The sequence below is a fragment of the Mesorhizobium onobrychidis genome (genome assembly GCF_024707545.1).
GTDB lineage: Bacteria > Pseudomonadota > Alphaproteobacteria > Rhizobiales > Rhizobiaceae > Mesorhizobium > Mesorhizobium onobrychidis.
This window is the reverse complement of sequence record NZ_CP062229.1, coordinates 5,055,629-5,078,457: the sequence shown is the minus strand read 5'-3', so window position 1 is coordinate 5,078,457 and position 22,829 is coordinate 5,055,629. Positions and strand designations below refer to the sequence as shown.

General features: G+C 63.6%; 19 protein-coding genes. 10 read left to right on the top strand and 9 right to left on the bottom strand.

The window, feature by feature from the left end; all coding sequences use genetic code 11:
- Positions 1-80: 80 nt before the first annotated feature.
- Together IHQ72_RS25225 and IHQ72_RS25220 are read right to left on the bottom strand one after the other, a co-directional pair.
- Positions 81-794: a response regulator gene (locus IHQ72_RS25225; protein WP_258118006.1), complete on the bottom strand. Its 714-nt coding sequence runs from the start codon at positions 792-794 to the stop codon at positions 81-83.
- Positions 791-3,445 carry a hybrid sensor histidine kinase/response regulator gene (locus IHQ72_RS25220; protein WP_258118003.1) on the bottom strand — a complete coding sequence of 885 codons (2,655 nt, stop codon included), beginning with the start codon at positions 3,443-3,445 and terminating at the stop codon, positions 791-793. Before IHQ72_RS25220 ends, IHQ72_RS25225 begins: the two co-directional genes overlap by 4 nt.
- 282 nt (positions 3,446-3,727) lie before the next feature.
- Between IHQ72_RS25220 and IHQ72_RS25215 the strand changes: the two genes are divergently transcribed.
- Positions 3,728-4,429, top strand: coding sequence for a response regulator (locus IHQ72_RS25215; RefSeq protein WP_258118002.1), 702 nt, complete (start codon positions 3,728-3,730; stop codon positions 4,427-4,429).
- A gap of 11 nt (positions 4,430-4,440) precedes the next feature.
- Here the strand turns inward: IHQ72_RS25215 and IHQ72_RS25210 are convergent, their stop codons facing one another.
- Positions 4,441-5,592: a helix-turn-helix transcriptional regulator gene (locus IHQ72_RS25210; RefSeq protein WP_258118001.1), complete on the bottom strand. Its 1,152-nt coding sequence runs from the start codon at positions 5,590-5,592 to the stop codon at positions 4,441-4,443.
- A 345-nt stretch (positions 5,593-5,937) separates the two neighbouring features.
- Between IHQ72_RS25210 and IHQ72_RS25205 the strand changes: the two genes are divergently transcribed.
- Both IHQ72_RS25205 and IHQ72_RS25200 read left to right on the top strand, forming a co-directional pair.
- Complete coding sequence (locus IHQ72_RS25205) at positions 5,938-6,297, top strand: hypothetical protein (RefSeq protein WP_258118000.1); 360 nt, start codon at positions 5,938-5,940, stop codon at positions 6,295-6,297.
- A 45-nt stretch (positions 6,298-6,342) separates the two neighbouring features.
- A complete protein-coding gene (locus IHQ72_RS25200) occupies positions 6,343-6,777 on the top strand; it encodes a c-type cytochrome (RefSeq protein ID WP_258117998.1) in 435 nt (144 codons plus the stop codon).
- Positions 6,778-6,804: 27 nt separating this feature from the next.
- Here the strand turns inward: IHQ72_RS25200 and IHQ72_RS25195 are convergent, their stop codons facing one another.
- Positions 6,805-7,950 carry a CapA family protein gene (locus IHQ72_RS25195; RefSeq protein WP_258117997.1) on the bottom strand — a complete coding sequence of 382 codons (1,146 nt, stop codon included), beginning with the start codon at positions 7,948-7,950 and terminating at the stop codon, positions 6,805-6,807.
- A 154-nt stretch (positions 7,951-8,104) separates the two neighbouring features.
- On the opposite strand from IHQ72_RS25195, the gene IHQ72_RS25190 reads away from it, so the two are divergent.
- Complete coding sequence (locus IHQ72_RS25190; RefSeq protein WP_258117995.1) at positions 8,105-8,923, top strand: phosphosulfolactate synthase; 819 nt, start codon at positions 8,105-8,107, stop codon at positions 8,921-8,923.
- A gap of 171 nt (positions 8,924-9,094) precedes the next feature.
- Here IHQ72_RS25190 and IHQ72_RS25185 read toward each other — a convergent pair whose 3' ends face one another.
- A complete protein-coding gene (locus tag IHQ72_RS25185; RefSeq protein WP_258117994.1) occupies positions 9,095-9,994 on the bottom strand; it encodes an MBL fold metallo-hydrolase in 900 nt (299 codons plus the stop codon).
- A 169-nt stretch (positions 9,995-10,163) separates the two neighbouring features.
- On the opposite strand from IHQ72_RS25185, the gene IHQ72_RS25180 reads away from it, so the two are divergent.
- Positions 10,164-11,072, top strand: a complete 909-nt coding sequence (locus IHQ72_RS25180; protein ID WP_258117993.1) for a LysR family transcriptional regulator — start codon at positions 10,164-10,166, stop codon at positions 11,070-11,072.
- A gap of 258 nt (positions 11,073-11,330) precedes the next feature.
- On the opposite strand, the gene IHQ72_RS25175 is transcribed toward IHQ72_RS25180, so the two are convergent.
- The gene (locus IHQ72_RS25175; protein ID WP_258117992.1) at positions 11,331-11,738 is read right to left on the bottom strand and encodes a dihydrofolate reductase family protein; all 408 of its coding nucleotides are present in this window, start codon (positions 11,736-11,738) and stop codon (positions 11,331-11,333) included.
- 347 nt (positions 11,739-12,085) lie between these two features.
- Between IHQ72_RS25175 and IHQ72_RS25170 the strand changes: the two genes are divergently transcribed.
- Positions 12,086-12,979 carry an HNH endonuclease gene (locus IHQ72_RS25170; RefSeq protein WP_258117991.1) on the top strand — a complete coding sequence of 298 codons (894 nt, stop codon included), beginning with the start codon at positions 12,086-12,088 and terminating at the stop codon, positions 12,977-12,979.
- Between the two features lie 292 nt (positions 12,980-13,271).
- Here IHQ72_RS25170 and IHQ72_RS25165 read toward each other — a convergent pair whose 3' ends face one another.
- The 3 genes from IHQ72_RS25165 to IHQ72_RS25155 all read right to left on the bottom strand — a co-directional run bounded on the left by IHQ72_RS25165 (position 13,272) and on the right by IHQ72_RS25155 (position 17,926).
- On the bottom strand, positions 13,272-14,990 hold the full coding sequence (locus IHQ72_RS25165) for an adenylate/guanylate cyclase domain-containing protein (RefSeq protein ID WP_123149524.1): 1,719 nt from the start codon (positions 14,988-14,990) through the stop codon (positions 13,272-13,274).
- 831 nt (positions 14,991-15,821) lie between these two features.
- On the bottom strand, positions 15,822-17,015 hold the full coding sequence (locus IHQ72_RS25160; protein WP_258117988.1) for an IS91 family transposase: 1,194 nt from the start codon (positions 17,013-17,015) through the stop codon (positions 15,822-15,824).
- 2 nt (positions 17,016-17,017) lie between these two features.
- Positions 17,018-17,926, bottom strand: a complete 909-nt coding sequence (locus tag IHQ72_RS25155) for a tyrosine-type recombinase/integrase (protein ID WP_258117986.1) — start codon at positions 17,924-17,926, stop codon at positions 17,018-17,020.
- A gap of 368 nt (positions 17,927-18,294) precedes the next feature.
- Between IHQ72_RS25155 and IHQ72_RS25150 the strand changes: the two genes are divergently transcribed.
- From IHQ72_RS25150 to IHQ72_RS25135, 4 genes are all read left to right on the top strand, one after another.
- The gene (locus IHQ72_RS25150; RefSeq protein ID WP_258117985.1) at positions 18,295-19,329 is read left to right on the top strand and encodes a LacI family DNA-binding transcriptional regulator; all 1,035 of its coding nucleotides are present in this window, start codon (positions 18,295-18,297) and stop codon (positions 19,327-19,329) included.
- Positions 19,330-19,404: 75 nt separating this feature from the next.
- Entirely contained in the window at positions 19,405-20,661 is a 1,257-nt protein-coding gene (locus tag IHQ72_RS25145; RefSeq protein ID WP_258117984.1) for an ABC transporter substrate-binding protein, read from the top strand.
- A gap of 375 nt (positions 20,662-21,036) precedes the next feature.
- A complete protein-coding gene (locus IHQ72_RS25140) occupies positions 21,037-21,963 on the top strand; it encodes a carbohydrate ABC transporter permease (protein WP_258117983.1) in 927 nt (308 codons plus the stop codon).
- Entirely contained in the window at positions 21,963-22,820 is an 858-nt protein-coding gene (locus tag IHQ72_RS25135) for a carbohydrate ABC transporter permease (RefSeq protein WP_023802294.1), read from the top strand. The genes IHQ72_RS25140 and IHQ72_RS25135 overlap by 1 nt, the downstream gene beginning before the upstream one ends.
- The last annotated feature ends 9 nt before the right edge of the window (positions 22,821-22,829 follow it).

Genomic DNA, 22,829 nt, shown 5'->3' with positions numbered 1-22,829 from the left:
TCGGACGCTGCTGCGTTGAAAGTAGGGGCTCACGTCACTTGGCCTTTTTGGCCCACACCGATCTTCGTGAACAGCTTCTTTTAGCGGCGCCGTGCCTCATCGTAAGCGGGCTCGTAGACATAGCCTTCGCCGCGAACCGTCACCAGGACGGTCGGAGTGTCGGGTTCGGTCTCGAACTTCTTGCGCAGTCGGGTAATGCGGATGTCGATGCTCCGGTCGCCCGGCTCGAGGTCGCGGTTGTGGGCCAGCCTGCACAGCTGGTCGCGCGACAATATCTGCCGGGGATGGCGCGCGAAGACGCATAGCAGGTCGAATTCCATGGAGGTCAACTGCACGTCGGCGCCGTCAGGGTCGACCATCGTGCGGCCGTTCATATCGAGGACGCAGCCGCCGAAACGGATGCGGTTTTCCGGTGTCCGCTCTTCCTCGCCCAGGCGCCGGATGACGCTTCTGACACGCGCCAGAAGTTCGCGTGGCTCGAACGGCTTGGCCATATAGTCGTCGGCGCCGGCGGCAAGACCTTCGAGCCGGTGCGGCAGGTCACCGACGGCGGTCAGCATCAGGATGCCGGCGCGGCTCTGCCTGGCGATTTCGCGGGCGAGGTCATAGCCGCTTTCGCCGATGAGATTGACGTCGAGAATGACCAGGTTGGGGCTAAAGTGGTCGAGTTCGGTCAGCATTCCCGCTCCATCCGCAACGGATCGGACATCGAAGCCGTGCATGAGCAGGTAGTCCGACAGCATCTCGCGCAAGGGCGCTTCGTCGTCGACGATGAGCAATTTCTGTTTTGTCACGCTTCGGCCTCTTCCATTGCGCTGGTCTCCATCGCCCTTAGGCGTTCCATCACCAGCCTGCGAAAGGTCTGTGGATCGAGCGGTTTCTCGATCACCGGCGCGCCCGTCTCGCTGATGAAGCGGTCAATCTCGGGTGCCAGCGTGTCGCCGGTCACGAATAGCAGCCGGCGAGTGAGCCCGGGGCGCAATTGTTCCAGCGCGCGGTAGAGGCCGGGGCCGTCGAGGCCGGGCATGCGTATGTCGCTGATCAAAAGGTCGATTCCTCCCTCGCGCACAGCTTTGAGGGCAGCATTCGCGTCGTCGGCGATGGTGACGTCGTCGTGGCCATCGCGGCGCAGCATCTCGGCGATCATCGAGGCAATGTCGGCATCGTCGTCGACCACCAGAATTCGTGCGGCCGAGGGCGTGGGCGGCATCCTGCCTGCAGCTTCGGGCGGAGCAGCCGTCTCGGCTCGACCGCTCGGAAGCCGGATCGTAAACCGTGCACCGCCGCCCTCCGTCGAATCCAGTTCTATGCTGCCGTCGTGCGCCGTCACGATGCCCTGGCAGACAGATAGCCCGACCCCGGTGCCTTCGCCGGCCAATTTGGTCGTGTAGAAAGGCTCAAAAGCACGCGCGCGGACCGTCTCCGGCATGCCCGGACCATTGTCGGCGACAACGATCTCGACGGCATTGTCTTCCCCGGTGGTGACGATGGTCAGCCGCCGCGGGTGCGCAACCTGCAGCAAAGCCTGCTGTGCGTTCACCATCAGGTTGGTGACCACCTGATGAAGCTGGTCCCTGTCGCCCCAGATATTGGGAAGCGGTTCCGCCAGTTCGGTGCGGATCTCGATCCCGGCCGAGCGCAGGCTGTAGGCGGCAAGTTCCAGCGAAGCGACGACGACTTCGTTGATGTCGACGGCGCCCCTTGTCGGCGGCTTCTTGCGGGCCATCGCCAGAAAGGTCCGGACGATGCGCGAGCATCGCTCGGCGGCCGCATGGATCTTGTCGGCGCGTCCCACGGTCGCCTCGTCCGCCGAAAATTCCTTCAGCATCGAACTGTAGCCGATGACGACGGACAGCGGATTGTTGAGTTCATGCGCCACGCCGGCCAGCAGCGAACCGAGAGCGGCCAGTTTTTCCGACTGGTACAGCGTCTCGCGCTGGCTGGCGATCTCCGCCTCGGCCTCGCGCTGGCGGGTGATGTCGGTGACGGCGGCAAGCATGGCCGAACGGCCAGCCTGCGTGATCAGCCGCGCCGAAACCAGCGTATCGATTCTCGACCCCTGCATATTGGTCATGCCGGCTTCGAATGCATCGACGATTCCGTCTCTCAGCAAAAGCCGCAGGAGATCGTCGCGTCGTGAGAGATCTTCCCAGGTCGACGTCGCTTCGGCTCCGATCTGGCCGACCTCGATGCCGAGCACCTTGCGCGCCGGTTCGTTGACGAACAGGATTTCGGGGCCTTCGATTGCCGAGATGGTGATCGGCAGCGGCACGCCTTCGGCGATGGCGCGAAACTGCGCCTCCCTTTCGGCCAACAGCTTCTCGGCTTCCAGTCTGGCTTGCTCGGCCAGGACGCGGTCCGAGATATCGCGGCCGACTGATTGCACTTCGACAAGGCGCCCGCCGCTGTCGAAAATGCCATGATCGTTCCAGGCGAGCCATCGCCGCGCACCATCGGGCATCGCATTCACCAGTTCCATGCTGGCATCCGGCGCCTGCGGGGTCAGGCGGGCAAGGTGATCCAGGAACCTGCGCCTTTCGTCGGGCGGCAGCACATCGAGTTCGCACCAGGACGGGTCGAGAAGCTCTTCGCGCGTCATCCGGCACGCCCGACAATAGGCGTCGTTGACGAAGCTCAAATGACCCTCCGGCGACATCCGGACGACGAACTCGGTCTGCAGCTCGACCACGCTGCGGTAGCGCTGCTCGCTGGCCTCGAGTGCCTGACGGGCGAGTTTCTGTTCGGCAACATCGCGTCCGATGGACTGTATTTCGATGAGCTTGCCGCTGTCGTCAAAGATGCCGCGATCGGTCCAATGGATATGGACCTCGCGGCCATCACTCAGGGCGCCGGCCTCTTCCACTTCGCAGACAGGCCGTTCGGGGGTCACTCGACCGATGATCTCGTCGAAGCTGCCGAAGTCTGCGGAAAACGAATTGAAATAGTGCCAGTCCGGGCTCAGCAACTCTTCGCGTGCCTTGCCGACAAGGCGGCAATAGGCGTCATTGGCGAAGCTCATGCGCCCATCCGGCGCGACCCGGATAATATATTCCGTCTGTGCCTCGACAACATTGCGGTAGCGCTGTTCGCTGTCGGCCAGTTCGCGCAGGGCCGTGCGGTTTTCGGCAAAGATGCTCGAAGCCATGTCGATCCAGGGTTGCCAAAGCGCCGAGGTTTTGACGGTGGCCCTGGGCTCGCCGGCGGCGCCGGAGCGGATATGGTCGACGAGCGAGGTCGCAGGATCGACGATCTCCCTCAGAAGCACTCCGTGCAAAGCGAATACGCAGACAAGCGACCCGACAAAAATGAGCGCGTAAGGAAAAAACGACTGTTGCAGGGCGTAGGACTGATAGAAGCCAATGCCGGCGACAAGCACGAGCAGCGGCAAAACGCAGGCCGCCATCAGCAACGCGTAATGCCTGGACAGCTTCGAGGAGGTCGGCACGGCGAGGTCTCCACAGACGGATGCGCCGTCACGACGGTTGTTCCCGTGCGGGCCAGTGGACTGAACGGCCCGCGGCCTGTCAAGCCGGCCTGCTCGGCCATCTGCCCGACGTCGTTGAAAGATAGCCGGGGGATGTTTCACGATGATGCCGTGAGCCGGGTTTCCCGGCTTCTATTGTTTCAATTGTGTCGAACCAGTCCGAAATCGGCAGCAGACGGGGCCAATTGACCCGGAGTGAATGCGCCCTGTAGGTTTCGAGCGTCGCTCGCCGCGGGGGAACGCATGGCCGACATCATTGTCGTGGACGACGAGACCGACCTGGCATTCATGATCGCCGACTATTTGCAAGCGAAAGGCTATCGCGTTCGCATGGCATCCGGCGGCGCCGAATTGCGCGAGGCGATCGCGGCGGCGACGGTCGATCTTGTCGTTCTCGACCTCAACATGCCGGGCGAGAACGGCTTTAGCCTGGCCCGCTGGCTGCGCGAGCATCACGACACCGGGATATTGATGCTGACCGGTGCCGATTCGGTTTTCGACAAGGTGGCGGGCCTCGAGGTCGGCGCCGACGACTATCTGGCAAAGCCGTTTTCACCGGTCGAGCTGGAAGCGCGGATCGCCGCGGTGCTGCGCAGACGCAGGCCGAAGAGGTCGAACGATGCTGACGCTTTGCCGGCCGGGCAATTCGCCTTCGGAACCTATGTGTTCGACGCCCGCGCGAGAAACCTCATCGACGCCGACGGCGTGGCCATTCCGCTGACGCCGATGGAGCTCGATCTGGTGGCGGCCTTCGCCACCCGGGCCGGCCAGGTCATCGGTCGCGACGAATTGCTCGATCTGGCGCCGCCCAGGGGCGACGAGCCGTTTGACCGCAGCATCGACAGCCGCATAACCCGGCTGCGCCGCCGGCTCGAAAAGGACCCGGCCAAGCCGGAACTGATCAAGACGATCCGCGGCGTTGGATACCTGTATCCAAAGCGGTGAATGAGTGTGGCTCAGGGACCTGACTGCCCTGCGGGCGGAACGATCTGCATGACAAGGCGCATCAGATCGGCCTGGCGGGAGACGCCGGTCTTCTGGAAGATATTGTCGAGATGCGTCTTGGCGGTCGCGTTGGCAATGTGAAGGCTGGCGCCGGTTTCGGCCAGGGTATGACCGGCAAGAAGGCTGGCGAGCACGCGGGTTTCGGCCAGCGTAAGCCCAAAGGCTGTTGCCAGCATGTCGGCGGCGACATGCTCGTCCGGTGCATTGCCGATGAACACCGCGGCTACCGCCGCGGGTTCCATGCCGGCGCGCCGGTCGCCGCCGGCCATCGGCAGCACGCGGGCGAAGACGGGCGGCAGGCCCGGTTCGGTGAGGAGGACGGCAAGCCCGGTCTTGCCGATGCTGGCCTCATCCTGAGCCGCAGCCAAGATGGCTCTGTGAAGCTCCTTGGAGGCCGACGGGATCTTCGCTTGCAGAATACCATGGATATCGTGGATCGGGCCGCCGCTCCGCAGCCTGCACTTGGCCGAGCGGTTGGCGTGCAGGATGGCGCCACGTTCATTGGTGAGGACCACGGCGCATGTGAGCGCATCGAGCGCCTCGGCCATGCGTGCGCGCTCGATCGTGCTGATATCCAGCATGTTGCTGATCATTACCGACCGGCGTACATGCGGCAGCAACAGTCCGCCAAGCTTGATTTCACGCTCGGTGATAATCCCTTGCCGCTCATGTCGGGCAACGGCGAAGCCGGCAAGGCGGGTAGGGGTATGGATCAGGAAAAACGACATGACGTCGACCAGGCCTTGCGGCTTCAGCCACTCCTGAAAATATCGGGAGGTCTCCAGGTCGGCTTGAGGGACATGGCGTGAGACAACATGCGGCACATCGAGCGAAGGCCATTTCGAGAGGTTCTCGATCAGCCGGGCGTGGATCTCGGGGATATGTTTGGCCTGTTGCTCCAGCCAGTATGGCGCTATTCCCACGGTCCTGTGGATCAGCAGCCGGTCGTGACTGAGATCGTCAAGGTGCAGCACCGCTGTCTGGGCGTTGAGCGCATCCCTGATCCCGGCAAGCGCGTACTCCCATCGCCCCGGGTCGACTGCGCAATCGTAGATCGAGCCGATCAGCTTCGACAGCTCATGATGCGACAATGCCTTGGCCATCGACGGCCCCCCGCATGTCGACAGCGCGTCCGACGCGGAAAAGCCGCGCGCTCTCACAGGTGCTCTCGCCTCTCCAAACTTTAGCGATCGCTAATTTCCAATTATCTCCCCCAAACAGGGGATGCGCAAGCAACCGGGTGGTGAAATGCTTGAGAAGAAGGTCACACTTAACTGTGACAACCAGTGGGGTTCAGCGCGTTCTCGGCTCGCGGACCTTCGCCACTGTGATGCAGCCGGGGGACTAATCAAGAATTCTGCCTGCGTGCGCCGACTATCACGGCGCGAGCGCCTATTGCTGAAACTTAAGCCGGGCTCGGCCCGGACAATTCGGGATGGAGCAGCATTATGTACAGGTACATTGCTTTTGCAGCACTTTGCATGGCGGCGATGCCCGCCCATGCCGGCGAGCTTGGAGCCATGAAGGCTGAAAGCATCGATCTCGCCGGCTTCCTTGGTGTCGTCTATTATACCCCCGAGGAGGACGGTTATCGGGTGGTCACTACAATCGCGCAGGGCGAGGCTGGCCTGCCCGTGCGTTTCGTGGCGATACTGACCGAGAACCAGAAGGTCGCGCTCTCCGTGCCAGGCAAGCTGGGAGAGTCGGACCAGATCGTCGAGATATTGCGCGTTGGCGGCAAGCTTGTCGTCAGCCCGCATCCGATAGACGGGATCGTGGTTTCTTCTCCGAAGCCCGCCGTTGACTGATCCAAGTCGAGTGATTGAGGGGCGGGCGCGTTGCGGCGGCGCTGGATGAGCCTGCAAATTGGGCGACAGACGATGTCTCCATGGCTCGTCCTCCCGTCTGTCGTCGTCTTTACCGTCGGCGCCGGCTTCGGCGTCTCTTCGCAAGCTGACCTGGCCACAGGCAAGTTCTACGAAATTGTCGGCGGCAAGGTCGATGCGCGAACCTATAACGGCTTCCGTCGCTACCATGGCAGCTGCAATCACTGCCATGGCCCCGACGGTATGGGCTCGACCTTCGCCTCGGCCCTTGTCGACCGGCTGCCCGACCTTGAGGTCTTCCGGCGCAGCGTTCGCGACGGCGTGCGCAGCGGCCCTTCGGTGATGAAGGGCTTCGCCAACGACCCCAACGTCGCTCCTTACATCGACGACATCTACGCCTACCTGCAGGCCCGCGCCGACGGTGCGCTTGGCCGAGGACGGCCCGAGAGGCTTGAAAATTAGTGCCGCTGGCTGCTGACCGCAGACGCTTCACCAAACGACAGTGAGACGGTTATCGCTCCCGAGCGCCACATGCGTGCCGAAAGGCGAGCACTCGCGCTCGAGCGTGGCCGCGAGCGAGGCGGCATCTTCGGGCGAGGCGCGGTTTAGCCGGAATTTGGCGAGCTGGAACGGCACGAGGTCGAGCGAAACAAGCGTACCGTCCGGTATCGCGAGCCGCGGCAGGTACATCAGCGCAAGCTCACCGCGAAAGGTCTTGTAGCCGGTGATTCCCTCATAGTCGGTGAGGAAGTCGCCGCATCCATAAAGGATCAGCCGGCCGTTGTGGATTTCGATCGGCTTGGGATGGTGGGAGGAGTGCCCATGCACGACGTCGAACCCTGCAACATCGATGAGAGCATGAGCAAGCGCGCGTTCTTCCGCCGGGACTTGGTAGCCCCAGTTGCCGCCCCAGTGGATCGAGGCCACCGCGAGGTCGCCGGGCTGTTTTATGGCCTGCACGGATCGGGCGATCTGCGCGAGCGACCGGGCCGAAACATCCGCCAGCAGGTTGACCCCTGGCTTGTAGGCTCCGGCTGCCCATGAGGCTGGAACGCCGCTCGTCCCAAGCGCGAAGCCGAATGCGAGCACGCGGCCGCCGCCGGCCAGTTCAATGATGGCAGGCGCCGCCGCTTCATCGGCGTCGAGCCCGGCCCCGGCATAGGCGAGGCCGGCAAGCCGTAGCGTATCGAGGGTTTCGACCAGGCCGGGCTCATCCCAGTCGAGCACATGGTTGTTGGCGAGCACGCAGCAGTCTAGCCGCGCCGCCGCCAGGCAGCCGATGTTTGCGGGATTCATCTTGTAATTGATCCCCTTGGGCGCCAAGGACAGGCTGGTGGTGATGCTGGTCTCGAGATTGATGATCCGCGCGTCGGGCGCTTCACGGTCCAATTCGGCGAGCGCATCGCCCCAGACATACGTATCGTCGACCTTTCTCGGGATCGGTCCATTGATGCGTTCGGCAAGCTCGACATAGGTCGTCGCCGATTTGACATGGCGCTCGTACAGGTGCGGATCGCCGGGACTGGCGAGGATCTGGTCGATGCCGCGCCCGAGCATCACGTCGCCGCACAGGAACAGCTTTGCGCTGCTTCGAACCGGCCGTCCGGCGGCGGCATTGTTCGCGATCTGCGGCATCCCAGACCTCCTTCCCCCGCCAACACCCAGTGACGCCAAGGGGTTCCGGCCCAGTTTGCGCGGATCGGATCGCGCGCCCAGACGTTAACGCAGGAGAACCGGTTAACGCAGGAGAACCACGTTAACGCAGGAGAACCGACAGCCGAGGCCAGAAATGACCGACACAGCCTTCTCCTTCATCCCGCGCGCCGCGCGCTCTTCGAAGCCGCGCAAGACCGGCCTGACCGAGATTCGTGGGCCCTACTACAGCGCCTATGGGCCGCGCCACCTCGCCGACCTCCTGGAAATCATGGGCAACTGGATCGACGGCATCAAGTTTGCCGGCGGATCATTCGCCCTGATGCCGCCCGAAGCGGTGAAATCGATCAACAGGCTGGCGCATGATCACGACGCCTACGTCTCGACGGGTGGCTGGATCGAGAATGTCCTCCGCTTCGGCCCGGACGCCGTCGACCGCTACATCGAAGAAGCCAAGGCGCTGGGGTTCGACGTGATCGAGATCTCCACCGGCTTCATCAGCCTGCCGACGGAAGCGCTGCTGCGCTTGGTCGAAACCGTGAAAAAGGCCGGGCTCAAGGCCAAGCCGGAGCTCGGAATCCAGTTCGGGGCCGGTGGTGACACATCGGCCAAGGAGCTCGAAGCCGAAGGCACCAGGGATGTCGGCTGGCTGGTCGCACAGGCCAGGCGTGCCCTCGATGCCGGCGCCGACATCATCATGATCGAGAGCGAAGGGATCACCGAAAACGTGACGTCCTGGCGCACCGATGTGGTGGCCCGCATCATCGACGATCTCGGCCTGGAGACGGTGATGTTCGAAGCCGCCGACCCGGCGGTCTTCGAATGGTACGTCAAGAACTACGGCAACGAGGTCAATCTGTTCGTCGACCACAGCCAGATCGTGCAGCTCGAGGCGCTTCGCTCCGGCATCTGGGGAACCAAGAGCACCTGGGGGCGGATTCAGAATATTGGGTGAGGGGCGCGGCTTCCATTCCAGCTTGGGTTCCTCGCCCCACGAAAGTGGGGAGAGGTGGCTCGGCGGAGCCGAGACGGAGAGGGGGATTGCGCCTTACGAAAGCCCCCTCTCCGGCCGCTTCGCGGCCACCTCTCCCCCGGCTCGCGGTGGGCGAGGAACCCAGGTCGTGCCTCAGCCCCACTTCATCTCGCCGGTGGCGACCTTGGAGCCGATGTCGAGCGCGACGCCCATGCCGAGGCCGGGGAAGCGGGCTTCCATGGCGCCCTTGAGCGCGGCCGCGTCCTTGGCAGCCTTGGCCAGTTCTTCCTCGAAGGCAATGAGATAGGTTTTGGTGTGCTCGACGCCCGAAAGGTCGGTGGCGGCCTGCGGCGTCATGTGGCCGGGCACGACGATTTCAGGCTTGGCGGCGGCGATCTTTTCGAGATTGGCGAGCCAGGCGGCGCGCTGTTCCCTGGTCGGCGTATCAGCGGTCCAGACATGCACGCCGGAAAAAATCATCACCCCGCCGAACACCGCATTCAACGACGGCACCGAGAGATAGCGCCGGTTGGCGAGGCCTTCCGCGTCGACGATCTCGATTGTCTCGCCATCGACCTTGACCGTCTTGCCGTCGAACACTTCGGGGATGACGATATCGGCGGGCGCCTGCGGGCCATTCTCCTTAAGCTGCGGCCCCCAAACGGCGATTTTCTTGTCGACGCTGCCGTTGATGGCGGCCACCGTCTCGGCTGCGGCGATCACCCGTGCCTGCGGGAACGCGTCCTTGATCGGCTTGAGGCCGAAATAATAGTCCGGGTCGGACTGGCTGACATAGATGGTCGTGAGCGTCTTGCCCGTCGCCTTGATCGCCTCGGCCACGGCTCGGCCGTCGGGGAAGGTGAAACCGCCATCGATCAGCAGCGCCTCGGAAGCGCCGGTGATCAGCACGGGGGCGCGAAAGAAGCCGTTTTCCCCGGCCGGGAAATGTTTCCAGGAAAGCCCTCCGGCTGCATGGCCAAGCCCGGCGGGAGCGAAGACGACTGCGGCGCCGGCGGCGAGGGTGGTTTTCATGATGGCTCTCCGTGTGAACATGGATGTCTCCTGGGCTTGAGAATGCGGAATTCAGGCGAGGCGGGCACATCTCCCGCGCCGCTTCGATGTCCGGAAGATGGCAAAGGCGGAATGCGTATTGAAGGCCAACAAAATAGACGTAATGTATGCCATTGCCTGACAATGAGGCCGCATTTGCCATGAGCCACGCATGAACCTGAACCGGCTGGCCTACTTCGCCGCGGTGGTCGATGCCGGCTCCTTCACGCGGGCCGCCGAGCGGCTGGGCATCACCAAGGCGGTCGTCAGCCAGCAGGTGGCGCGGCTGGAGCGCGATGTCGGAACGACGCTGCTGATCCGCACGACGCGGCGCGTGCATCCGACCGAGGCCGGCCGGACATTCCATGCCCGCTGCCTGCAAGTCCTGCAGCAGGCCGAGGATGCCTTCGACGAGCTCGCGCAGGCCGCCGCCGAGCCGACCGGCACGCTGCGCATCGCGGCGCCCAACGACTACGGCACATCGGCGGTGGTGCCGGTGGTCGCCGCCTTCAGCGCGCGCTATCCCGCCTGCCGGGTGGAACTGACGCTAGGCGACGAGACGATCGACCTGGCTTCCGGTGGAATGGACGTGGCGATCCGCGTCGGCTGGCTGGCCGATTCCAGCCTGCAGGCGCGGCGGATCGGCACCTTCCGGCAATTCATGGTGTGCGGCGCCGAGTTTGCCGCCCGCTTCACGGCTGGCGAACCGCAAGACCTTGCCAGGCTGCCCTTCGTCGCCAACATGGTGCTGCGCGAACCGCTGCTATGGCAATTTTCGCGCGGCGACGACGAGCAAACCGTGCGCATGCAGGCAACGATCGCCATCGACGCGACGCCGGCAGTGCTGGCGGCCGTACGCGCCGGCGCCGGCCTGTCGGTCCTGCCGGATTTTTTGGTGAGGGACGAACTGGCTACGGGGCGGCTCGTCCAGATCCTGCCCGAATGGCGGCTGCCCTCCGGCGGCATCTACACAGTCTACCCCGCCGCACGCTTCCGCCCGCCCAAGGTGACGAGGTTTGTTGAGATGTTGGTCGAGGCTGAGCAACAGAAGGGTTCAGGCGGGGAGGGGCGGGCGCTGTAAGCCAGGGCGAGGCGCTGATGGCCGAAACGCTTGACGCGCCGAGGCTGAAGCTGCCGATCTCCCCCCTTGTGGGGGAGATGGCCGGCAGGCCAGAGGGGGGCGCTGTCCCGCCAACCTATCAGTCGATTGCATAAGCGTAACCGCGCAAGTTCCCATCACAGGTTGAAACGAAGGCCGGCGTTCTGTCGCGCCCCCGTCTGCCCTGCCGGGCATCTCCCCCACGCGGGGGGAGATTGGCTGTCATCGGCGCTCGCCTCATCATGACTTCGCCGTCACAGGCGCATACTCCAGCGCCACCACACCGTTGCTGAATGGCGTGGCCGAGATCAGCGCGAGCGGCACTGGCTCGCCGGGCGGGAACAGCGGCTTGCCCTGGCCGACGGCGCCGGGATAGCTGAGCAGCCTGACCCGGTCGACCAGACCATGGCGCAGCAATTCCTGCGCGACGCTGAGGCTGCCATGCACATAGATGTTGCCGCCGCTGCCTTGCTTCAGTTCCCTGACCGCATCCGGCAATGCGCGCTTCAGCAGCTCGGCCGGTTTCCAGTCGAGCGCCTTCAAGCTGGTCGACGCGACATATTTCGGCAGCGCGTTGAACCGCTCGGCGAAGTCTCCGGTTTCCCTGGGCCACGAGCCGGCAAAGATCTCATAGGTCGTGCGCCCCAAAGCATGGCGCCACTATCGGCAAGCTCGTCCTCCTTGAACCTTTGCATTTCATCGTTCCAGGTCACATCAGGCAGCTTCTCGACCTCGGCAATGCCATCGACGCTGATGAATTCGGTGACTATGAGTTTTCGCATGGCGCTCTCCTTCTTCTGTCGGAGGACGGATGGCGCTGGCCGTTTGCTACCGCTCCGTGAAAAAAGCGGCGGCCTTGTTGGGGGCTTTCCCTGTTGATTCACTGTGCGCTTCTGAAGACCGATACCATGGGGAAAAGTTTCTTCGGCCTGGACTAAGCTCCCGAGATCGGATTTTGGTGTTACATCTGACATTCCCAAAGTTGCAGGAAGATCATGGGATTCGGGGTCTTCATTCATCGATCAGATTCGAGATACAACGATCGCCCCGAAGAGCAATATCAATTCCCTAGCCAGTATCTGCGTCGTGTCGAGGCATGCGTCGGCGACTGGATCATTTACTACGAGCCCAGCAAGGTAAATGAGACGCGTGGATATTTCGCCATCGGCAAAGTCCAAGAGGTCATTCCCGATCCGGTGACGCCCGATATGTACCTCGCTCTGATTGAGCCTGGAAGCTACCTCGATTTTTTCAACCCAGTTCCATTTAACGGAACCGATGGTCTTGTTGAACGAGGCTTGCTCAACGACCAAGGACGGATTTCCGGTCGTGCCCAATCGGCCGTGCGCCCAATCAGTCCAGCCGATTTCAACCGCATTATCGATCTGGGCCAGGACATGAATGAGTTGTTGCTGCCGCGCGTTGATGAGGCCGGCACCGGCTTCCACGATGAGCAGGCGCCATTCGAATTCGAGCAGAGCCGTGATCGCGTAAACTACATCGGATCGCGAATTGTGCGGGACCGCATTTTCCGTCGCATCGTCTTGCGCGCCTACGACGAGCGCTGCGCGATCACGGGACTCAAGTTGATAAATGGCGGTGGCCGAGCAGAGGTGTCAGCCGCCCACATTCGACCGGTCGAAGCGAACGGCCCGGATGTCATCAACAATGGGATCGCACTATCCGGTACAGCGCATTGGATGTTCGATCGCGGATTGATCAGCCTATCCGACGACTTGGAAATCCTGATCTCACGACAGGTCAATGACCTCGAAAGCATGCAGGCATTCATAAACAAGACTCGCCGCGCGCTTCCGCCAGGCCGACCGTTTGAACGCCCGCATCCTCGGTTTTTGCAATGGCACCGCGAGCATTGCTTTAAGCAGTGAAGCGCCGCCGGCGTGGGAAGCGTGTTGGTGGGTGAGTTGGAACGGCCACTTTTGACCCGAAGTCGAGTTTCGCAGACCGAATCCTGAATGACTGCTTCGCGCCTTTTGTCGGTCACAAAAACTGCTTTTCCGGTTTCTCGAAAGCGGACATTGCAGGATCCATCACCAACGTCGTACTCGCGCGCCATCAACGGACATTGATCGTTGGAACCCACGGGCATTGCCCTCACAGCCAAAAGACGAGCCTATGTCCTGACCAGAGCAAGCCGGCGATCCAAAACGATGCGCTTCTTTAGTCGGGAAGGCCAGCCTTGCGGTAGCCTTCGACGAAGCGCTGGAGCACTTCCTCGTTGTCGAATGGCTGCGATGTTGCCCAGTGCCTGATGCTGAAATGGGGATCGTTCATCATGAAGAATTCCGCCTCCTGACGGGCTTCATCCAGGCGCCCGAGCTGCGCGAGGGCTGCCGCAAGCAAGCGCCGCGACGTGGTGCGGTAGGTTTCCGGCTTGCGCAAAGCCTCAACCGCGGATTGATAGTCGCCGAGCGCATAATAGGCTTGGCCTGCCATCCAATAGTACCATCCCGGTGGGCGCGGATTGAGCCGCAACGCCCGCTTCACGAATTCGACGCCCTTGACCGCGTCGCCCCTCAGGGTGATGAGATCCGAGCGTATCGCCCAGGCATCGGCATGATTAGGATCGAGCTTGAAGGTTGCCTCGAACTCGGCATCCGATTCCGCGTAACGCCGTTCGTGACCAAGTATGATGCCCAGCCCCCAGCGGTTCCCCGCATCGTTAGGGTCGAGCGCCACGGCCCGCTGCGCTTCCGCCAGCGCGCGAGGCTGGTTGGTTTGCTTCGGCTCGTTCCAGAACAGCCAGCCGAGCCAAAGATTGAGGGCCAGCAAGCTATGTGCCTCGGCATAGTCGGGATCGAGTCCGATCGCCTTTTCCAGGAGCATGCGCGCTTCCCGCGCGCCTAACCCGGTCTGAAAACTGACGCCGCGGGCTCGCACGCAAAGGTCATAGGCTTCGAGACTCGTCGGCCGTTTGCGCGCCGGCTGTCCGGCCAATCGGCCGACAAGGGCTTCGACGATCTTGGCCGTGACCTCGTCCTGCACTGCAAAGATGTCCTCGAGGCTGCTGTCGTAGCGCTCGGCCCAGATATGATCGCCGCCGATCGCGTCGATCAGCTGCGCATTGATGCGCACGCGCGCCGCGGCGCGCCGGGCGCTGCCTTCAACCACATAGCGCACCCCAAGATCACGCGCGGTCAAACGCACATCGACCGACCGCCCCTTGTAAGCAAAGGTTGAGTTGCGCGCGATGACGAAGAGGCCGGCTGAGCGAGACAGGTCGGTGATCAGGTCTTCGGTCAAGCCGTCGACAAAGGTTTCCTGCTCCGGATCGTTGCTCATGTTGGTGAAAGGCAAGACCGCGATCGAGGGCTTGTCGGGCAATTCGAGCGATGCCAGTCGGCCGACTGGAGCGGCTCTCGGAACGTGCAGGTTCACGCGATAGCAGTATATCGGCTCGGCTATATTCTTCACCCGCTGCTCGCCCATGGGCTCGAACGCAAACGCCAGCTTCTGCCTGACCTCCTTGGACACCTTCTCCGAAACGCAGATGCCACCGGGCTCGGCGAGTTGTTGGAGACGCGACGCCACGTTCACGCCCTCGCCATAGCGATCGTCCCCTTCGACGATCACTTCTCCAAGGTTGATTCCGATCCGGACTTCGAAGCGCTGGTCTTCGGCGACGCTCGCGTTACGCTCCGCCATGCCGCGCTGAAGCGTGACCGCGCATTCGACCGCATCCACCACGCTGCCGAACTCCGCCAGCAGGCCGTCTCCCATCAGCTTGAAGATTCGCCCGTGTCGCGTCGCGATTTCCGGCTCGAACAGCTCTTTGCGGCCACGTTTCAGCCGGTCGAAGGTGCCCGCTTCATCCGCCTCCATGAGCGCCGAGTACCCGACAACATCGATGGCAAGGATTGCAGCGAGCTTCCGCTCCATGTTGAGCCTCAGAAAGATTCACGACTCGCAAGCCGCAGGTCAGAGGCAGGCAGGACCGGCGCCTCCGGCCTTACCGGCCTATGATACCACAGATCACGCCTCTTGAGACTATGGCTCGCGCGACGCCCCAGCTCTTCTGCCGCAGCGCCACTGACGCGCGTCCGACCCATCCCGCTGCTTGTTCGCAGCAGTGCCCGCGCAAACGGACTATGACCCCTTTGCGCCGCGAAGCAGCCATCCGCCATGGCGGCCACATGTCCGCTTCGGGGTCGATAGCGTTGAAAAAGTCCGCACGTGTTACTTGGCCGGCTGCAAGCTGAAACGAATTTCTCAGATCAGCCCAGTAGAGCGCTTTCAGCGCAGGCGAATTCCGGCAGCGGCGCCTTTCTCGGAAAGCCATTCTACCCACTGTCGCGCTGATTGCGCTTTCAGGTGAGTCATCCGACTTTTTCAACGGTCAACTGGAGACATTGCACCTGTCGAACTTCACGTCCGCTCTTGCTTTCCGGACGCCGAAAGCTGCCGGTCCGCTGGCGTGAAGAGTTTCGGGCGCCGGCAGGCGTACGAAAGTCCCGAGGAAGGAACCCGCGGGCCACGGCGATGGCTATGGAGATTTCGATTTTCGGCTGGTGACGGGGATGGCGCGACCGCCGCCGGGAAGCGGCGGGATTGATGCACACGGACCGCCTTGTCTTCCGGCCGTGCGGCATCGTCGGCTCGGCACGCGGTCGGACGCAGCCCTGTCGACGCCGATGATCACCATGGACGCGCGTGGGTTCGTTGCCGGAGGCTGAGTGCCTGCGCCTGAAGGCTGCATCAAGCCATGCCGGGTCATGGGGCGTTCTCCCGGCCCGGTGTCCTTGCGTAGGGCGGTCCGCGCGGCTGCCTCCACCGTTCGAACATCTCGACGACGATCATGCGTCCGCCGCAGCACGGGCACGGCGGGCGGAAGTCGTCCGGTTCGGCCGATGGATCGTTCGTGGCGGGAGGCGCGGCCGCGAGCAATTCGCGCGCGAGTGCGAGGCTGCCCTTGCGGGCGGAGCTGGCGAGCAAGCCGTAATGGCGGATGCGATGGAAGCCACGCGGCAGGACATGGAGCAGGAATCGGCGGATGAACTCGTCGGTCGCGAGCGTCATGACCTGCTGGCGGTCGGCGTCAGGGCGTCGATAGTCCTTGTAGCGGAAGGTGACGTCGCTCTCGTCGAGGCGGATGATGCGTCGGTTCGAGATGGCGACCCGGTGCGTGTAGCGCGACAGATAGGCGAGCACCGCTTCCGGCCCGGCGAAGGGCGCCTTGGCGTAGACCACCCAGCGCTTGTTCCGGATCGGCGACAGGTGCCGCAGGAAGGCCTGCCGCTCGACGAGACGAGCAAGGGTGCCGAAGAAGGCGAGCTGGCCGGCGTCGTGGAGGGCGATCAGCCGGGTGAGGAACAGGCGGCGAAACAACTTGCCGAGTACCCTGACCGGGAGCAGGAAGGCCTGGCGCGACGATATCCAGCGGCTCCCGTCCGGCGCGATGCCGCCGCCCGGCACGATCATGTGCACGTGCGGATGGTGGGTCATCGCCGATCCCCATGTGTGGAGCACGGCGGTGATGCCGATGCGCGCGCCGAGATGCCTGGGATCGGCCGCGATCGTCAGCATAGTCTCCGATGCCGCCTTGAACAGCAGGTCGTAGACCAGCGCCTTGTTGTGGAAGGCGATCTCGGCGACCTCGGCCGGCAGCGTGAACACGACGTGGAAGTATCCGACCGGCAGCAGGTCGGCCTCCCGCTCGGCAAGCCATGTCCGCGCGGCCGAGCCCTGGCACTTCGGACAGTGCCGGTTGCGGCAGCTGTTGTACGCGATCCGCCGTTGGCCACAGTCCTCGCAGGCCTCGACGTGGCCGCCGAGCGCTGCGGTGCGGCAGAGTTCGATCGCCGACATGACCTTGAACTGCTGTAGGCTGAGCTGCCCTGCATGGGCGACCCGGTAGGCAGGCCCGGCAGCACGGAAGATGTCGGCGACCTCGATCGAGGCGTGCACGCTCAGCCGTCGGGCGAGATCTCTCCCGGCTTGAACAGGCCAAGCTTGTCGAGCGGACTGGTTACGGAGCGTACCGTCCGGGTCGCGACCTTTGCGTAGAGGGCCGTGTTGTCGAGCTTGGCGTGCCCGAGCAGGACCTGGATGACACGGATGTCGGTGCCGTCCTCCAGCAGGTGGGTGGCGAAGCTGTGACGCAGCGTGTGCGGCCCGACACGCTTGGCGATGTCGGCGGCCTGTGCAGCCTCGACGACGATGCGATGGAGCTGCCGCGTGCTGATCGGCTTCATCGCGTGCTGCCCCGGGAACAGCCAGCCGTCGCGATGCATCACACCCTGTTGCCGCCCGACCTTCCACCACTGGCGCAGCAGCGCGAGCAGGTCGGCCGACAGCATGGCATTGCGGTACCGCCCGCCCTTGCCACGCTCGATGCGCAGCAGCATGCGCTCGCTGTCGACGTCGGTGACCTTCAGCGTCGACACCTCCGCGACGCGCAAGCCCGCGCCATAGGCGACCGACAGCGCGGCCTGGTGCTTGAGGCAGGTGGTGGCGTTGAGGAGACGGGCAACCTCGTCGCGGCTCAGGACCACGGGCAGCTTGCGCGGATGCGACAGGCGAACCAGCCTGCGCGCCAGGTCCGGGCGGTCGAGCGTGTGGGTGAAGAAGAAGCGCAGCGCCGACACAATGCTGTTCATGGTCGGCACGGGAACGCCGTCATCCTGCTGCCCGACCTGGAACCGGCGCAAGTCATCCGCTGTCGCCGTGTCCGGCGATCGGCCAAGGGAGCTTGCGAACCGCCCGACATCGCGGACGTAGTTGCGCTGCGTCTCCTGGCTGAACCGGCGCATGGTCATGTCGTCAATCAACCGTTGGCGCAGCGGGCTGATCTGTGCATCGAGAACAGGATGGGGCATGGTCAGGCTCCTTGTTGAAGAAGCCTGTGATGCTCTGCCCCCGCCGAACGACGCTCAATGCGGGCGCGGCAACCGGATCGTGACCTCTACCTTACCGCGCGCGCCCATCCCGCGCAGCGGGTTCGTTCTCCGGCCATATCGAGACGTTCAAGGCCTTGATGCTAAGCGTCCGCCCATGGCGCAAGGCGGTCATTAACGAACAACCGCGCCGCCTGCTCGTCATTCCCCTTGCCATCCCCGCATCCTTCCCGTAATCTCCCTGGGAAAACCTTTTCCCAAATCGTCTCACATCCGCTGACCTCACCAATCAGCGCCCCGCAGGCCAACAAGAGAAAACCTTTTCCCAACTAAGGGTTTCGTCGCTCAAAATGGCTTCTGACGCCTCGCCAGCGCCCACTCCCGTCACCCTCCGCGAGGTGGCCGCCGCCGCTGGCGTCAGTGTCGCCACGGCCTCAAAAGCGCTGAACGGGCAGGGGCGGATGATGGCCGAGACGCGTGAGCGCATTCGCGAGACGGCGCAGCGGCTGGGCTTTCGGCCGAACAGCCTGGCGCAGAGCCTGTTACGCCGCCGCTCCTTCACCGTCGGGCTGCTCACCAACGACACCTATGGCCGCTTTTCGCTGCCGGTCATGTCGGGCATTTCGGATGCGCTGGTCGACAAGGGCGTGTCGGTGTTTCTCTGCAATGTCGAGGACGACCAGCGCCTCGGCCAACTCCATGTCGAGGCCATGCTCGACAAGCGCGTCGACGGCATCATCGCCACCGGCAAGCGCATCGACCGCCATCTGCCGGTCGATCTCGCCAATCTGCGCATTCCCGTGATCTACGCCTTCACCCAGCCCGATCCCGGCGCCATCGCCTTCGTGTCGGACGATGCTGGCGGCGCGCGCCTGGCGGTCGAGCACTTTTGGCGGCTCGGGCGCCGCCGCATCGTCCATTTCAGCGGGCCGGCGAGCTTTGCGGTGGTGCACGCGCGGGCGCAGGCCTATCGTGACGTGCTGACCGAGAAAGGCTTGCCGGCCATGGAACCATTGCTCGGATCGTGGTCGGAAGCGTGGGGCCACGAGGCGGTGAAGAAACTCTTCGACCGTAAGGGCGAAAAGCCCGATGCCGTCTTCTGCGGCAACGACCAGATCGCGCGTGGCGTCATCGACGCGCTGCGCGAACGCGGGCTTGATGTGCCGGACGATGTCGGCGTCATCGGTTTCGACAATTGGCAGATCGTGGCCGAGGCAACCCGCCCGCCGCTGACCTCCGTCGACATGAACCTGGCGGCACTCGGGCGCGAGGCCGGTCTTACGCTTCTTTCGCTCGTCGGCGGCGAACCCGCCGCGCCGGGCATCCGAAAACTGCCGTGCCGGCTGGTGGTGCGTCAGTCATGCGGCCGTCCGCCGGGCGGCTGAACGAAACGGGCCGTGCCGATAGTCACCCGCGCGGGGAGCGCGGTCGCAGGAAACAGAACCATGAGGAGGAGAACCATGAGAACTATGATTACCGGGCTCGCCTTTGCCGCGAGCATCTTTTCCACGCTGGCAACAGTCGGGCCGGCCGCCGCCGCCGAGACCGCCAACATCTGGGTTCGTGCCGATGGCTCGAACTTCATGCCGCGCATCGTCGATGCCTTCAACAAAGGGCACGAGAACCAGGTCAAGCTGGACATCATCCCCAATGCCGAGATCATCCCGAAATACGGCGCCGCCGCCGCCGGCGGCACCGCACCCGATGCGCTCTCGCTCGACCTGATCTACACGCCGTCCTTCGCTGCCGCCGGCCAGCTGGAAGACATCACCGACTGGGCAAAATCGCTGCCGTATTTCTCGAGCCTGTCGCCGGCGCACGTCAAGACCGGCACCTACAAGGGCCGCATCTACGGGCTACCATTCTCCGCCGATAGTTCGGTGCTGATCTGGAACAAGAAGTTGTTTAAGCAGGCCGGCCTCGACCCTGAAAAAGGCCCGACCAACTGGGCCGAGATCGAAACCTATGCCGAGAAGGTCAACGCGCTCGGCGGCGACATCAAGGGCTTCTATTTCTCCGGCAATTGCGGCGGCTGCAACATCTTCACCTTCACGCCGCTGATCTGGGCCTCGGGCGGCGACATCCTCACCGAGGACGGCTCGAAGGCGACGCTCGACAGCCCGCAGCTGCGCGGCGCTATCGACCTCTACCGCTCGATGATCAAGAAGGATCTGGTGCCGGCAGGCGCGCAGACCGACACCGGCTCCAACTTCTTTGCCGCCTTCGCCGGCGGCAATATCGGCATCTCGCCGTCCGGCGCCTTCGCCATCGGCGCGCTGAACACGCAATACCCAGATATCGACTATGGCGTCACCTTCCTGCCCGGCAAGGATGGCGGCTGGTCGTCCTTTGCCGGCGGCGACAATTTCGTCGTCACCAAGGGCACCACGAAAATCGCGGTGGTGAAAGAGTTCCTCGATTTCGCCTACTCGCTCGAAGGCCAGACCATTCTGGCGAAATACGGCAGCCTTCCCGTGCGCGGCGACATCGCCAATGAGGCGCTGAAGGAACTCGACCCGCGCTACAAGATCGCCGCAGAGGCTATGGCCAAGGGCCGCACACCCTATTCGGTGGTGTTCAACGACCTGATCAACTCCGCCAACGGCCCGTGGAACCAGATGGTCAACGAGGTCTTCTTCGGCGAAGACGTCGATGGCGCCATCGCCAACGCGCAGGAAACCATGCAGTCGATCATCGATTCGGCGCCGCAGCAGTAAGCGCCGGCTTTAACCTCCCCCTCGAGGGGAGGTCGGACCGCAGGTCCGGGTGGGTCGTCTCGGCAGTGCTCGACGTTCTTTTGGCGCGTTTCGCAGGCGACCCCACCCCCGGCCTTCGGCCGGACCCTCCCCTCAAGGGGGAGGGGGACGTAGCGCTAACGGAAGAACAGGCATGAGCTCAATCAAGGAAACCACCGCGCTACCGCGCCGTCGGGACGTTGGCTCCCCCTTCTCCCCTTGTGGGAGAAGGTGTCGCCGAAGGCGACGGATGAGGGGTGCTCCAGCTTGGCTCCGACAGCACTCCGTCCAACACCCCTCATCCGTCTCGGCGCTACGCGCCGATCCACCTTCTCCCACAAGGGGAGAAGGGAAGCCATGACCACCATCGCAGCAACCTCCGCCCCAGCACGCCGCCGCAAACTGGTCGGCACCGGCCGCCGGCAGTGGATCGGCCTGCTCTATGTCGCGCCGGCCGTCGCCCTTGTCGTCGTCTTTTTCATCATCCCGCTTTGCATGACGGCGTGGATGTCGCTGCACAACTGGCCGCTGATGGGCGCGCACTCGTTCATTGGCCTCGACAATTACTGGGCGATCCTGCGCGACACCAGGTTCTGGAACGCGCTGCGTTTCACCGGCTATTACACGGTGGTGGTGACGATCGCGATCTTCGCCGTCGCCTTTCCGCTAGCGCTGTTCATCGAACGGCCGCGGCCGCTGACCGGCTTCTACCGGACGTCCTTCTTCATGCCGGCTGTCATCGGGTTCGCCTCGGCCAGCCTGCTCTGGTCGTGGCTGCTCAATGTCGATTCCGGCCTGTTCAGCCCCGCCGCCTTCGAACTCGGCCTGACCGAGAAAAAGGTCAATCTGCTGGCGACGTTCCAGCCGGCGTTCTGGTCGATCATCGCCATGGTCGTGTGGAAGGTGGCGGGCTTCACCATGATCATCCTGATGACCGGCCTGCAATCGATCCCGCCTGATCTGCAGGAGGCGGCGATGATCGACGGGGCAGGGCCGCTGGCGCGGTTTCGCGCCATCACCCTGCCGCTGATGCGCCGCACGCTGGCGCTGGCGCTGATCCTGTCGGTTGCCGGCTCGGTGCTGGCCTTCGACCAGTTCTACATCATCCTGCGCGGCGGGCCGCGCAACCAGACGCTGACCGCCGTCTACTGGATTTTCAACCAGTCATTCGTGTCGTTCAAGCTCGGCTACGGCGCCGCCCTGTCGATGGTGCTGCTGGTCATCCTGGTCGCGCTCAGCCTGATCCAGCTGCGGCTGCTGCGCCAACCCGAGGGCGTTGACTGATGGCGCAGGCACGCAGCCGCAAACGCCGCATCGGCATGCAGATTGCCGAGCACGCGACGGGCATCATCGCCTCGCTGCTGTTCCTGGCGCCGATCGTCTGGACCGTGCTGTCGGCCTTCAAGCCGGCGCAGGAATCGCGTCAGCCGCCATTGCCGCCCTGGCCGACGACGGGTTTTTCGGTCGAGAACTACGCCACGCTCAATACGTTCGGCGACGGGCTGTGGCTGCCGGCGCAAAACAGCATCTATGTCTCTGTCATGACGGTCGTGCTGTCGGTGATCGTCAGCGTGCTGGCCGGCTACGGTTTCTCGCGCTTCCGCTTTCCGCTGAAGAACCTGCTCTTCGTCCTGATCCTGTCGACGATCATGATCCCGTTCCAGTCGATCCTGACGCCCATCTTCCTGGTGCTGACCAAGATCGGCCTGCACAACACGCTGACCGGGCTGGTTTGCGTCTATGTCACGCTGCAGCTGCCGTTCTCGATTTTCATGATGCGCAACGCCTTCGACGCGGTGCCGCGCGAGATCGAGGAAGCCGCCCGCATGGACGGCGCCAACAATGTCACCATGCTGCTGAGGGTGATGCTGCCGCTGGTCTGGCCGGGCATCGTCACCATCGCGCTGTTCGCGTTCCTCGGCGCCTGGAACGAATTCCTGGCAGCGCTGGTGCTGATGACGGACCAGTCCAAGTTCACGCTGCCGATCATGATGACGGCGCTGCAGTCGGGCCGCTTCGGCGCCATCGACTGGGGCGCGGTGCAGGCCGGCGTCACCGTGATGATGGTGCCATGCCTGGTGCTGTTCCTGTTGCTGCAGCGCTTCTACATCCGCGGCCTCATGGCAGGGGCCGTGAAGTGACCAATCGAA

Coding starts and splice junctions, on each gene's coding strand:
- IHQ72_RS25145 (WP_258117984.1), top strand. CDS start 19,405: ATGAGAACTATGATTACCGGGCTCGCCTTTGCCGCGAGCATCTTTTCC.
- IHQ72_RS25170 (WP_258117991.1), top strand. CDS start 12,086: ATGGGATTCGGGGTCTTCATTCATCGATCAGATTCGAGATACAACGAT.
- IHQ72_RS25155 (WP_258117986.1), bottom strand. CDS start 17,926: ATGCCCCATCCTGTTCTCGATGCACAGATCAGCCCGCTGCGCCAACGG.
- IHQ72_RS25200 (WP_258117998.1), top strand. CDS start 6,343: ATGAGCCTGCAAATTGGGCGACAGACGATGTCTCCATGGCTCGTCCTC.
- IHQ72_RS25190 (WP_258117995.1), top strand. CDS start 8,105: ATGACCGACACAGCCTTCTCCTTCATCCCGCGCGCCGCGCGCTCTTCG.
- IHQ72_RS25210 (WP_258118001.1), bottom strand. CDS start 5,592: ATGGCCAAGGCATTGTCGCATCATGAGCTGTCGAAGCTGATCGGCTCG.
- IHQ72_RS25135 (WP_023802294.1), top strand. CDS start 21,963: ATGGCGCAGGCACGCAGCCGCAAACGCCGCATCGGCATGCAGATTGCC.
- IHQ72_RS25205 (WP_258118000.1), top strand. CDS start 5,938: ATGTACAGGTACATTGCTTTTGCAGCACTTTGCATGGCGGCGATGCCC.
- IHQ72_RS25140 (WP_258117983.1), top strand. CDS start 21,037: ATGACCACCATCGCAGCAACCTCCGCCCCAGCACGCCGCCGCAAACTG.
- IHQ72_RS25165 (WP_123149524.1), bottom strand. CDS start 14,990: ATGGAGCGGAAGCTCGCTGCAATCCTTGCCATCGATGTTGTCGGGTAC.
- IHQ72_RS25195 (WP_258117997.1), bottom strand. CDS start 7,950: ATGCCGCAGATCGCGAACAATGCCGCCGCCGGACGGCCGGTTCGAAGC.
- IHQ72_RS25185 (WP_258117994.1), bottom strand. CDS start 9,994: ATGTTCACACGGAGAGCCATCATGAAAACCACCCTCGCCGCCGGCGCC.
- IHQ72_RS25180 (WP_258117993.1), top strand. CDS start 10,164: ATGAACCTGAACCGGCTGGCCTACTTCGCCGCGGTGGTCGATGCCGGC.
- IHQ72_RS25215 (WP_258118002.1), top strand. CDS start 3,728: ATGGCCGACATCATTGTCGTGGACGACGAGACCGACCTGGCATTCATG.
- IHQ72_RS25150 (WP_258117985.1), top strand. CDS start 18,295: ATGGCTTCTGACGCCTCGCCAGCGCCCACTCCCGTCACCCTCCGCGAG.